The 12,717-nt window shown below is 27.6% G+C and carries 14 protein-coding genes; 12 read left to right on the forward strand and 2 right to left on the reverse strand.

What is annotated here, in order from left to right; all coding sequences use genetic code 11:
• Nucleotides 1-27: 27 nt before the first annotated feature.
• Nucleotides 28-648, reverse strand: coding sequence for a DUF305 domain-containing protein (locus tag L8T82_RS01915; RefSeq protein WP_263725764.1), 621 nt, complete (start codon nucleotides 646-648; stop codon nucleotides 28-30).
• A 121-nt stretch (nucleotides 649-769) separates the two neighbouring features.
• On the opposite strand from L8T82_RS01915, the gene L8T82_RS01920 reads away from it, so the two are divergent.
• Nucleotides 770-1,402, forward strand: coding sequence for a hypothetical protein (locus L8T82_RS01920; protein ID WP_133319079.1), 633 nt, complete (start codon nucleotides 770-772; stop codon nucleotides 1,400-1,402).
• Between the two features lie 2 nt (nucleotides 1,403-1,404).
• Here L8T82_RS01920 and ruvC read toward each other — a convergent pair whose 3' ends face one another.
• Complete coding sequence (gene ruvC, locus L8T82_RS01925; RefSeq protein ID WP_133319080.1) at nucleotides 1,405-1,881, reverse strand: crossover junction endodeoxyribonuclease RuvC; 477 nt, start codon at nucleotides 1,879-1,881, stop codon at nucleotides 1,405-1,407.
• Between the two features lie 122 nt (nucleotides 1,882-2,003).
• Between ruvC and dnaA the strand changes: the two genes are divergently transcribed.
• The 11 genes from dnaA (at nucleotide 2,004) to queF (ending at nucleotide 12,681) form a co-directional block, all read left to right on the forward strand.
• Nucleotides 2,004-3,332, forward strand: a complete 1,329-nt coding sequence (gene dnaA / locus L8T82_RS01930) for a chromosomal replication initiator protein DnaA (protein WP_039617029.1) — start codon at nucleotides 2,004-2,006, stop codon at nucleotides 3,330-3,332.
• Nucleotides 3,333-3,464: 132 nt separating this feature from the next.
• The gene (gene dnaN, locus L8T82_RS01935; RefSeq protein WP_039617031.1) at nucleotides 3,465-4,532 is read left to right on the forward strand and encodes a DNA polymerase III subunit beta; all 1,068 of its coding nucleotides are present in this window, start codon (nucleotides 3,465-3,467) and stop codon (nucleotides 4,530-4,532) included.
• Nucleotides 4,533-4,541: 9 nt separating this feature from the next.
• On the forward strand, nucleotides 4,542-6,860 hold the full coding sequence (gyrB, locus tag L8T82_RS01940; RefSeq protein ID WP_263725765.1) for a DNA topoisomerase (ATP-hydrolyzing) subunit B: 2,319 nt from the start codon (nucleotides 4,542-4,544) through the stop codon (nucleotides 6,858-6,860).
• Between the two features lie 274 nt (nucleotides 6,861-7,134).
• Nucleotides 7,135-7,332 (forward strand): hypothetical protein, encoded by a 198-nt coding sequence (locus L8T82_RS01945; protein WP_133319083.1) that lies wholly within the window; start codon nucleotides 7,135-7,137, stop codon nucleotides 7,330-7,332.
• Nucleotides 7,333-7,380: 48 nt separating this feature from the next.
• Nucleotides 7,381-8,052, forward strand: a complete 672-nt coding sequence (gene ureB / locus L8T82_RS01950) for an urease subunit beta (protein ID WP_263725766.1) — start codon at nucleotides 7,381-7,383, stop codon at nucleotides 8,050-8,052.
• Nucleotides 8,049-9,746, forward strand: coding sequence for an urease subunit alpha (gene ureC, locus L8T82_RS01955; RefSeq protein ID WP_263725767.1), 1,698 nt, complete (start codon nucleotides 8,049-8,051; stop codon nucleotides 9,744-9,746). Before ureB ends, ureC begins: the two co-directional genes overlap by 4 nt.
• Entirely contained in the window at nucleotides 9,746-10,213 is a 468-nt protein-coding gene (locus tag L8T82_RS01960) for an urease accessory protein UreE (RefSeq protein WP_263725768.1), read from the forward strand. Before ureC ends, L8T82_RS01960 begins: the two co-directional genes overlap by 1 nt.
• A 2-nt stretch (nucleotides 10,214-10,215) precedes the next feature.
• Nucleotides 10,216-10,884 carry an urease accessory protein UreF gene (locus L8T82_RS01965; protein WP_263661393.1) on the forward strand — a complete coding sequence of 223 codons (669 nt, stop codon included), beginning with the start codon at nucleotides 10,216-10,218 and terminating at the stop codon, nucleotides 10,882-10,884.
• 10 nt (nucleotides 10,885-10,894) lie between these two features.
• Nucleotides 10,895-11,494 carry an urease accessory protein UreG gene (ureG, locus tag L8T82_RS01970; RefSeq protein WP_214125663.1) on the forward strand — a complete coding sequence of 200 codons (600 nt, stop codon included), beginning with the start codon at nucleotides 10,895-10,897 and terminating at the stop codon, nucleotides 11,492-11,494.
• Between the two features lies 1 nt (nucleotide 11,495).
• Nucleotides 11,496-12,248: an urease accessory protein UreD gene (locus L8T82_RS01975; protein WP_220566958.1), complete on the forward strand. Its 753-nt coding sequence runs from the start codon at nucleotides 11,496-11,498 to the stop codon at nucleotides 12,246-12,248.
• A gap of 46 nt (nucleotides 12,249-12,294) precedes the next feature.
• Entirely contained in the window at nucleotides 12,295-12,681 is a 387-nt protein-coding gene (queF, locus tag L8T82_RS01980; RefSeq protein ID WP_039617048.1) for a preQ(1) synthase, read from the forward strand.
• Nucleotides 12,682-12,717: the final 36 nt, after the last annotated feature.

Raw genomic sequence — 12,717 nt, forward strand, 5'->3', positions numbered from 1 at the left:
TAGGTAGTTTTACCAAACTACCTATTTTTACATATATTTTAATAAATTTGTAAATTCTTGGATTTCTTTTTCTTGATCTAAGATGATTTTTTTAGCAATATCAGTGATAGTTTTGTCTTTAGAGTAAAATAAAATTTGTTTTGAAGCATCTACCGCGCCTTGATGATGTGCTATCATCGCTTCTAAAAAATCTTTATTGATGTTTTTGCTTTCTTTAACCGAACTCATTAAAATCATCATTTTTTGCATTAACTCTTTTTCTTCTTGGACAAATTTTTTATAAGTTTCTTCATCAATTTGAGTTTTTGTATAAAGATTTTTATCTAGAATTTCTTGAAATTCTTGGATTTCTTTTTCTTGAGCTTTGATGATATTTTGAGCGATTTTTTTCATCTCTTCACTTTTTGTATGTTCTAACAAAATCTTAGATGAGTCAATAGCACCTTGATGATGTGGAATCATATTAGCTAAAAAATCTCTTTCTATATCATTACTTTGTACTAAAGGATTTTTCATCATAGGTTCATGCATACTCATCATGATTTGTGATGAAATACTTCCAGAAGCTCCATGATGAGCATGATGAGAATTTGCAGCAAATAAAGTACTTGCTAAAACTAAACTTGAAACTATAGTTTTTATTTTCATTTTTTTCCTTTTTTTAAAATAACTTTGGAATGTTATAAAAATTATATAAACTAAAATTAACAAAGAAAAAAACATTTTTTTGTTATAATCTATAATACTAAAAAAATAATAAGGATGTTATATGCTAAAAGAACTACTTGAAATAAAAAAAGAAATGGAACCTATAATTCATGATTGTTCAGTAAAAATTCAAGTAGCCGCAAGAGAAGTAATCGTAAGAAAAAGAGAATATGAAATCTATGGTCCTATGATAGATAGAGTATATCTTGATAATGCTATATATATAAAAGTTTTTGGTAGTGGGCGTGATACTAAAAGCACTAAAGTAGATATTAAAAATGGACTTTATATGGTTTATGTAGCACCTGATAAACCTACTAATCAAGAAATTATGAATAAACTAAAAATAGCATTTGAAAGTATAGATAATAAATTCATCTCAAGAATTTTAGAACTCAATAGAAGAATGAAAGAAGTGATTAACAAAACTCAAGCAACCCTAGCAAAAGCATCAAATATGAATGTTTTGATAGAAACAAATCTAGGCGAAGCTACTGCGGCACATAAATTTGTAATAACTATTAAATATTTAAAAGATAATCAAAAATTAGAATTAAAAAATTCAAAATCTGCAGGAAGTTTTAGAGATACCAAAAATCATATCAACCTAGTAGTAGAAAAAAATACTGATTCTGCTGTATGTGAAAAACTTCTACATGATGTTGAAATTTATTTTATAGGAAATGGAAAGTAAAATCACTTTTTTACTCTCAAATTTGCTAAATGCGTCAAAGCTACTGCGATAGCATCGGTAATATCAAGTGGCTTGATGTCTTTTGAAATTCCAAGTAATCTTTTTACCATAAAAGCTACTTGCTCTTTAGTAGCTTTTGCTTTACCTGTTACGGTTTTTTTCACTTGTAAAGGTGTGTATTCTGCAAATTCTCCATGAATTTGTAAGATTTTTAAACTCAAAGCTCCACGAAATTGTGCTAGTTTTAGAACCGTTTTTGGATTATAAGCAAAAAATATATCTTCTATAGCTACCTCATCAAACTGATGATTTTTAAAGATTAGATCAAGTCCTTCACATAATTCTGTGATTTGATACTGTAAATCATTGGGTTTGATTTTGATAAGTCCTGCTTCTATGAGTTGATTTTTATTATTTATTTTTTCTACAATAGCATATCCACAATATCTAGAACCAGGATCTATCCCTAAAACTTTCAAACTTTTCACCTTTTTATTCACATAGATGTGAAATTTAAATTTTTATGTGAATAATTTTAACCATTTTTTATAAAAAATAAGCTAGAATTTTAAGTTTTACATCATAATTTATAAGAAAAATAATGAATATAAAAGATTTTTTACTTGAATTTAAAACTGAAATTAGCAATAACGAATACAATACTTACATTTCTCACTTACAATTTAGTGAAAAATTAAGTAAAAATAATATCTTAGTATTTATCGCACCAAATCATTTTTTGGCTAAATTTATACAAACAAAATACGCACAAAAACTAGCTTATTTTTATGAAGTAAAAACAGGAATTAATCCTCAAGTTAAAATCATCACAAATGATCAAAAGGTAGAGAAAAAACATTTTTCTACAGATATTTCACAGATTAAATTTCAAAGTACTATTTTAAATCCTTCTTTTACTTTTGAAAGTTTTGTTGTAGGAGATTCTAATCAATTTGCCTATGCAACCTGCAAAGCCATTACCGATAAAAGCAAACTTGGAAAATTATACAATCCTATCTTTATCTATGGCCCTACAGGACTTGGAAAAACTCACTTGCTTCAAGCTGTCGGAAATGTATGCTTGGATAATGGATATAAGGTTATTTATGCTACAAGTGATAATTTTATCAATGATTTTACCATGCATTTAAATAACAAAACCATGAGTAAATTCCATGAAAAATACAAAAATTGCGATGTTTTACTCATCGATGATGTGCAGTTTTTAGGTAAAACAGACAAAATTCAAGAAGAATTTTTCTTTACTTTTAATGAAATCAAGGAAAAATTTGGACAAATCATCATGACAAGTGACAATCCTCCAAATATGCTAAAGGGCATAACAGAACGCTTAAAAAGCCGTTTTGCAAATGGGATCATTGCAGATATCACTCCACCTCAACTTGATACAAAAATCGCAATTATTAAGAAAAAATGCGAATTTAATGCTATTTATCTCAAACCTGAAGTTATAAGTTACATCGCTACTTCAATGGGAGATAATATCCGAGAAATTGAAGGCATGATTACAAATCTAAATGCGCAAGCAAGGCTTTTTAACCAAGAAATCACTTTAGAAATTGTTAAAAGCTTTATGAAAGATCACATTAAAGAAACAAAAGAAAATATCAGTGTTGAAGATATACTTGCTGATGTTTCAAAAAGCTATAATCTTAAACCTAATGATATAAAATCAAACAAAAAAACACAAAATATCGTTATGGCAAGAAGGGTTGTGATATATTTAGCAAGAGAACTTACGACTATGTCTATGCCTCAACTTGCTAGATTTTTTAATATGAAAGATCATACGGCCATTTCACATAATATTAAAAAAATTCAAGAACTAATGAGTGAAAATGAAAACTTAAAAGCCATAGTAGAAGAATTAAGAAATAAAATTTTGACAAAAATAAAAAGCACCCTGTGAATAAAAGTGAAAAACAAAAAATTTTATTCTATGAGTAAAATTTCTATAAAAAAAGACTTTTAAAAAGCATTTCACATTTTCACATTGCTTATTATTATGATAAAATAAATTTAAAAAACAAAGGAAGTAAAAATGAAAATTAGCATTAATAAAAACACTTTAGAATCTGCCATAGTTTTAACTAATTCTTATGTAGATAAAAAAGACTCAAGCAATATCGCTTCTCACTTACTTTTTGAAGTAGTTGAAGATAAACTAATCATAAGAGCAAGTGATTATGAAATAGGTATTAATTATAAAATCAAAAAAATCAAAGTTGAAAGTGCAGGTTTTGCAACTGCTAATGCTAAAAGTATTTTAGATATTATAAAAAGTTTAAATAATGAAGATGTAGTTTTAGAAACCATAGAAAATTTCCTTTTTATTAGACAAAAAGGAACTAAATATAAACTTCCTATGTTTAATTATGAAGATTTCCCAAATTTCCCAAGTACTGAAGGAAAAGATAAATTTGATATTGATTCAAGTGATTTAAGTAGATCTTTGAAAAAAATCCTACCTGCAGTTGATACAAATAATCCAAAATATTCTTTAAATGGTGCTTTACTTGATATAAAAACTACTCACATTAGTTTCGTAGGGACAGATACTAAACGCTTAGCAGTTTTCACACTAAATAAAACAAATGAAAAAGAATTTAACCTTTGTATTCCTAAAAAAGCTATTTTAGAAATGCAAAAAATCTTTTTTGAAAAAATTGAAATTTATTATGATGAAAATATATTGATTGCAAAAAATGATAATTTTGAGTTTTTTACAAAACTTATCAATGATAAATTCCCTGATTATGAAAGAGTAATTCCAAAAAATATCACAAAAGAATTTATTTTTAAAACAGAAGAATTTATGGATGCATTGAAAAAAATCAATGTAATCACTGAAAAAATGAAATTAAATTTCCATAAAGATAAACTTGTATTTGAAGGTATTAGTTTAGATAATATGGAAGCAAAAACTGAACTTGAAATGGAACTTAATATAGATGAGGAATTTAATCTTTGCATTAAAAATAAATTCATCACTGACTTTTTAAATTCTATTGAAAGTGAAACATTCAAACTTAGCATAAATGAACCTCATATGGCATTCTTAGTTTCAAGTGAAGAATTACAAACTGTAATTATGCCAGTTATTTTATAAGGAAAATAAATGCAAGAAAATCAAAATTATGGCGCAGGAAATATTAAAGTTTTAAAAGGCTTAGAAGCTGTTAGAAAACGCCCTGGTATGTATATAGGTGATACCAACATAGGCGGTCTTCATCATATGATTTATGAAGTAGTGGATAATTCTATCGATGAAGCTATGGCAGGTTTTTGTGATACGATTAATGTAGAAATTACCACAGAAGGTTCTTGTATAGTAAATGATAACGGTAGAGGAATTCCTGTAGGAATTCACCCTACTGAAAATATACCTACTTTAACTGTAGTTTTAACCGTGCTTCATGCAGGTGGAAAATTTGATAAAGATACTTATAAAGTTTCAGGTGGTTTACACGGGGTTGGTGTGAGCGTTGTAAATGCTTTATCAAAAAAATTAGTTGCTACAGTACATAGAGATGGAGAAATTTATCGCCAAGAATTTTCAGAAGGTAAAGTTACAAGTAATTTTGAAACCATAGGTAAAAGTAAAAAAACAGGAACAATCATAGAATTTTGGCCAGATGATCAAATTTTTGAAGTGACTGATTTTGATTATGAAATTTTAGCTAAAAGATTTCGTGAACTTGCATATTTAAATCCAAAAATTACTATAAATTTTAAAGATAACCGCGTAGGAAAAGCAGAAAGTTTTCATTTTGAAGGTGGTATAAGTCAGTTTGTTACAGATTTAAATAAAAAACAAGCTTTAACTAAGGCAATATTTTTCAATGTAGATGAAGAAGATGTAAATGTTGAAGTAGCATTGCTTTATAATGATAGTTATAGTGAAAATTTACTTTCTTTTGTTAATAATATAAAAACTCCAGATGGTGGAACGCACGAAGCAGGTTTTAGAATGGGCTTAACTCGTGTTATTAGCAATTACATTGAAGCAAATGCTAGTGCTAGAGAGAAAGACTCTAAAATCACAGGTGATGATGTAAGAGAAGGTTTAATAGCAGTTGTAAGTGTTAAAGTACCTGAGCCACAATTTGAAGGACAAACTAAAGGAAAATTAGGTTCAAGTTATGTTAGACCTATAGTTTCTAAGGCTTCTTTTGAGTATTTGACAAAATACTTTGAAGAAAATCCTATCGAAGCAAAAGCTATTATGAATAAAGCTTTAATGGCTGCTCGTGGTAGAGAAGCAGCTAAAAAAGCTAGAGAATTAACCCGTAAAAAAGAAAGTTCAAGTGTAGGGACTTTGCCAGGAAAATTAGCTGATTGTCAAAGTAAAGATCCAAGTGAAAGTGAAATTTATTTGGTTGAGGGTGATAGTGCGGGAGGTTCCGCAAAACAAGGTAGAGAAAGAACTTTCCAAGCGATTTTACCTTTAAGAGGTAAAATACTCAATGTTGAAAAAGCAAGACTAGATAAAATTTTAAAAAGTGAACAAATTCAAAATATGATCACAGCTTTTGGTTGTGGGATCGGTGATGAGTTTGATATAGAAAAACTAAGATATCATAAAATCATCATTATGACAGATGCTGATGTAGATGGTTCTCACATACAAACTTTACTTTTAACATTTTTCTTCCGCTTTATGAATGATCTTGTAACAAATGGACATATTTATTTAGCTCAACCACCTTTATATCGCTATAAAAAAGGTCAAAAAAAAGAAATTTATCTAAAAGATGAAAAAGCTTTAAATGATTATTTGATCGAAACAGGTATAGAAAGTTCTACTTATGAGGGTATAGGATTAAACGATTTAAAAGATTTTCTAAAAATCGTTGCAGCTTATAGAAGTGTTTTAAAAGAATTAGAAAAAAGATTTAATGTAATTTCAGTGATTAGGTATTTGATAGAAAATCCTGATTTGATAAAAGCTTCTAATGAAGAATTATTTAAAGTCATAAAAGAATTTTTAGAAAAACAAAATCACAATATCTTAAATTCATATATCAATGAAAATGAAATTCGTGTTTATGTACAAACTGAAAATGGTTTAGAAGAGCTTATCATCAATGATGATTTATTTGCTAATCCTTTATATGAAGAGGCAAATTATATTTATCAAAAAATTAAAGATAGAGATTTAAAATTTGATAAAGATATTTTAGAAATTTTAGATGAAGTTGAAAAAAATGCTAAAAAAGGTGCTTATATACAACGCTATAAAGGTCTTGGTGAGATGAATCCTGAACAACTTTGGGAAACAACTATGGATCCAAGTAATCGTCGTTTGTTAAAGATCACCATAGAAGATGCTCAAAGAGCAAATGATACTTTTAACCTTTTCATGGGTGATGATGTAGAACCACGCCGTGAGTATATACAAGCTCATGCTAAAGATGTTAAACATTTGGATGTTTAATTTTTAAATGATTTTTTTAATTGGAGGGCAAGGTCATAGTGGAAAGACCTTGCTTGCTCAAAGACTTCTTGAAAAATTGTCCTTTTAGAGTAGATGAGGATGAAAAAATGACTGATTTTTTGTTTCCTATTGTAGATGGTATGATTTAAATTTGTATAGAAAATAAACAAAATTTAATCATTGAAGGATTTTATCTTACTCCAAAAAAGTTACAAAAATTTCAAAATCATTCTGATATTAAAATACTTTTTATTCTTTTTTCAAAAAATATATTTTGCAAAATTATGAATTAATCTATCAAAATGAAAATGTTATAGAAAAGCGTTTATTTAGTGAAAAAGAAGAAATAAACACTCTTATTTTAAATCATCAAAAATTTAAAGCTCAATGTGAAAATTTAAATCTTCCTTTTATAGAAATTCAAAAAGACTATAAAATAGAATTAAAAAATGTAATAGAATTTTTTGCTTAAAAGCAAGCAAATAGTTATATAATATCTAAAAAATTTATAAGGATTAAAATGCATTTTACTCAGCAGCAATTGCAACGATTAATGCTTCATTATGCAGGGAAAATCGCTAAAGATAGAAAAGAGCAAAAAATAAAATTAAATTATAATGAAGCTTTAGCTTATATATGTTATGAATTAATGGAATTTGCAAGAAAAAATTTAAGTGTGAGTGAATTGATGAGCATAGGGAAAACTTTACTTACAAGTGAAGATGTGATTGATGGTGTTGCAAGTATGCTTGAAGAAATTCAAATAGAACTTCCTTTTGAAGATGGCACAAAATTAGTTACTATACATGAGCCTATAGCAAATGATGATAAAATAAAAGCTGGAGAGATATTTTTATCATCAGAATTTATTGTGCTTAATGAAAATAAAACTTCTATAGAAATTAAAGTAAGCAATAAAGGTGATCGTCCTATACAAGTTGGTTCGCATTTTCATTTCTTTGAAGTTAATTGCTTTTTGTCTTTTGATAGAGAAAAGGCTTATGGTAAAAGGTTAAATATCGCTTCAGGAACAAGTGTGAGATTTGAACCAGGTGAAGAAAAAACAGTAAGTTTAATAGAATTTGGTGGTTTAAAAAAGGTTTTAGGTTTTAATAATCTTTGTGATGATTTTATCAATGATGAAAATAAAACTAAAGCTTTATCAAAAGCAAAAGAGAAAGGATTTCTTTGATTAAGATTAGCAAAAAAGACTATGTAAATATGTATGGTCCAACAACTAATGATAAAGTAAGATTAGCAGATACAGATTTAATTTTAAGAGTAGAAAAAGATTATACTTTATATGGCGAAGAAGTTAAATTTGGTGGTGGTAAAAATATTAGAGATGGTATGGCTCAAAGTGTAAGTGAGGGAGACTTTCCGGATTTAGTTTTAACTAATGCTTTGATTGTTGATTATACTGGTATTTATAAAGCAGATATTGGGATAAAAAATGGCTATATAGTAGGTATAGGAAAAGCAGGTAATCCTGATATACAAGATGGAGTTGATTCTAGCTTAATTATAGGCACAAATACAGATATTATCGGTGCAGAAGGTTTAATAGTAACTGCAGGTGGTATTGATACTCATATACATTTTATCTCCCCAACTCAAATTGAATGTGCCTTATATAGTGGTGTTACTACTATGATAGGAGGTGGCATAGGACCAAGTGAGGGAACAAATGCTACAACTTGCACAAGTGGGGCTTATCATATACATTCTATGTTAAAAGCTACGCAAAATTACCCTATGAATTTTGGCTTTTTAGGTAAAGGAAATTCAAGTAATAAAAATGCTTTAAAAGAGCAAATCATAGCTGGTGCATGCGGCTTAAAAATTCATGAAGATTGGGGTGCTACTTCTAGTGTGATTGATACTAGTTTAAATATAGCTGATGAAATGGATATACAAATAGCTATCCATACAGATACTTTAAATGAAGCAGGTTTTGTAGAAGATACGATTAAAGCTATTAATGGTAGAGTTATCCATACTTTTCACACTGAAGGTGCAGGTGGTGGCCATGCTCCTGATATTATTAAAATGGCAGGTTTTGAAAATGTTTTACCTGCAAGTACTAATCCTACTATGCCTTTTACTAAAAATACCATTGATGAGCATTTAGATATGCTTATGGTTTGTCATCATTTAGATAATAAAATCAAAGAAGATGTTGAATTTGCAGATAGTAGAATTCGTCCTGAAACTATAGCAGCAGAAGATAAACTTCATGATATGGGTGTTTTTAGCATTATGAGTAGTGATTCTCAAGCTATGGGACGCGTAGGTGAGGTGATTTTAAGAACATGGCAAAGTGCTGATAAATGTAAAAAAGAATTTGGTGCCTTGAAGGAAGATAATGATTTAGATGATAATTTCCGTATTAAACGCTACATAGCAAAATATACTATAAATCCTGCTATTGCACATGGGATTGATAGTTATGTTGGTTCTATTGAAGTAGGAAAATTTGCTGATTTAGTGCTTTGGCAACCTAAATTTTTTGGAGTAAAACCAAAGCTTATTTTAAAAGGTGGCTTGATAGTAGGTGCAAAAATAGGCGATGCTAATGCTTCTATCCCAACACCTGAGCCTATTATCTATGAAAAAATGTTTGGTGCAAATTTAAATGAAAATGCTTTACATTTTGTTTCTAAAGCTTCTTTAGATGCTAATATGCCTGAAAAATTAAGTTTAAAAAGAAAATGTGTTGCAGTAAAAAATTGTAGAAATATCACTAAAAAAGATTTGAAATTTAATGATAAAGTTCAAGATATAGAAGTAAATCCACAAACTTATGAAGTAAAGATAAATGGTGAGCTTATTAGCTCTAAGAGTGTTGATTCTTTAGCTTTAGCTAGAAAATATTTTATGATTTAATGATTTTACTTCAAAATAAAATAACGCATTATGATTTAAACAAAGAATGCGATTTTTTAGAGCTTAGTTGGTTTGATACTTTTAAAAAGATATTAAGAACAACAACTTTAAAAGGACTAGATGTCGCTATAAAAATGCCTGGTAATAAAGGTTTAAATCATAATGATTGTTTATATGATGAGGATTTTTTGATTTTAGTGAAGATTAAACCTGAAAAGGTTTTAAAAATTCACATAGAAAATGAATACAACCTTGCTTTAATAAGTTATCAAGTGGGCAATATGCACTTAAATTTATTTTATAAAGATCATAAACTTCTTACTTTAGAGCAAAACTCTATTATAAGATTTTTAGAAAAATTTAATATAAAATACGAAAAATGTGAGGAAATTTTAGAGCCAAAATATATGCTTGATATGCCAAGTTTTATCCAAGTTGATCCAAATTTTAAACTTATTAAAGAATAAAGATGAATAAATTAAATTTTTTACTTTTACAAATTAGTGATTCTTCTTTTCCTATAGGAGCTTTTTCACATTCTTTTGGTTTAGAATCTTATGTGAATTTTGCTTATATAAAAAATATAGAAGATGCTAAAAAAGTTTTAAAAACTCAGCTTTATTCTAATATTTTGTATTTTGAACTTTTAGCTTTGAAAATAGCTTATGAAAATGCAAATGATGTAAAAAATTTACTAGTCTTTCAAAGAAAATTTTTATCAAGTATAGTTGCAAAAGAACAAAGTCAAGCTTATGTTTTTCTAGCTAAACGCTTTGTAAAAAATGTCAGTCTTTATGGATTATCAAATCCTTTATTAAATCAATACATTAAAGGAAATCAAACTCCTATTTATCCTTTTGTGTATGCTTTATTTTGTAAAGATAATGAACTTGATTTTATGTATGAAAGTTTTTTATTTGCTTTAATGAGTAATTTTGTTAATATTCTTGTGAAAATTGTGCCTTTATCACAAAATGAAGGGCAGATTTTACTTTTTCAATTACAGCAAGATTTTCAAAAGGTTCTTTCTAAATTACAAAATTTAACTTTAAAAGATTGGTGTGAAAATCACAATATCTTAAATGATTATTTGGGTATAAAACACCAAAATTTAGCATTTAAAATTTATATTTCTTAAAAGGGTTATAATGGTTAAAATAGGCATAGGTGGTCCTGTAGGTAGTGGTAAAACAGCTTTAGTATTAAATTTATGTCAAGCTTTAAAAGATGAGCTTTCTTTGGCTGTAATTACGAATGATATTTATACAAATGAAGATGCAAATTTTTTAATCAAACAAGGCGTTCTTGAAAAAGAAAGAATCATTGGAGTGCAAACTGGAGGTTGTCCTCATACAGCCATTAGAGAAGATGCTTCTTGTAATCTTGAAGCTGTTGAACTTTTACAAGAGCGTTTTAGTGATTTAGATCTTATTTTTATAGAAAGTGGTGGAGATAATTTATCAATGACTTTTTCACCTGAACTTGTGGATTTTTTTATCTTTGTTATAGATGTTGCTCAAGGAGAAAAAATTCCACGCAAAGGTGGTCCTGCTATTTGTAGATCTGATTTAATGATTATCAATAAAATAGACTTAGCTCCTTATGTGAATGCTTCTTTAAAAATCATGCAAGAAGATACTTTAAAAATGCGTGGAGATAGACCTTTTATCATGAGTAATCTTCAAACTAAAGAAGGTTTAGATGAAATCATTACTTGGATTAAAAAATACACACTTTTAAAGGATTGATTTGTTTGCTCAAAAGAGTGTTTTTAAACTTACATTAGATACTATCAATGAAAAAACTATCATAAAAAATTCTTTTTTTACTCCTCCTTTTAAACTTATGAGGAATTTTTATGATAAAAAATTAACTAGTATATATGTTTTAAACTCTAGTGCTGGAATTTTTAAAGAGGATCATTTAAGTTTTGAAATCATATGTAAGAAAAGTACAAACACCGCTATACTCACACAAAGTTATGAAAAGGTATATGATACTAAAGATTCTTTTGCGAGTAAAAATATTGATTTTACTCTTGAAGAAAATGCAAGCTTTTTTTATATGCCAAAGCCACTTTTGCTTCAAGAAAATGCAAATTTTATACAAAATACAAAGATTAATCTAGCTTCTTTTTCAAGATTAGTTTATGTTGATTTTGTCATTTTTGGTAGAGTGGCTATGGATGAAAAATTTGCTTTTAAAAATTATGAGAGTTTAACTCAAATTTATAGAAATGATACTTTAATTTTAAATGATAAAATTAAAATCAATCCTTCTTATATGAAAGAAAATGATTTAAATTTTTTTGCAAATCATACGCATTATTTGAGTATTTATCTTTTTGGATATGATGAGTTTTATGAAGAATTAAAAGCTTCATTTGACGATATAAATCAACTTTTTTATGAGGGTTTGTGTATAAAAATTCTTAGTAATGAAAGTGAAAAATTACTTTCACTTCAAGATAAGCTTTTTAAATTTTGTCAAAATAAAATATAAAATATTGTGGTATTATAAAGTTTTAAAAACAAACTAAGGATTATAAATGCGATATGGTGAAAAAGAAATCAAAGAATTTAGTGTAGAAAATATGGAAGTTTGGCCAAATGATGCCAAAAATGATTATGTGATTAAAATCACTTTACCTGAATTTATGTGTTGTTGTCCGCGTAGTGGGTATCCTGATTTTGCTACAATTTACTTAGAATACATTCCAAATAAATTAGTAGTAGAACTTAAAGCAATCAAACTTTATATTAATACCTTTATGTATAGAAATGTTTCACATGAAGCAAGTATTAATGAAATTTATAATACTTTAAAAGAAAAACTTGATCCAAAATGGATAAAAGTAGTAGGTGATTTTAACCCTCGTGGTAATGTTCATACCGTGATTGAGTGTAGATCTGATTTAGTGGTACCACAAAATTAAGTTTTTATTAAAAATAAAAGGATATATTAAGTCTTA

This window comes from Campylobacter sp. IFREMER_LSEM_CL292 (genome assembly GCF_025771615.1).
GTDB classification, from domain to species: Bacteria; Campylobacterota; Campylobacteria; order Campylobacterales; family Campylobacteraceae; genus Campylobacter_D; species Campylobacter_D lari_D.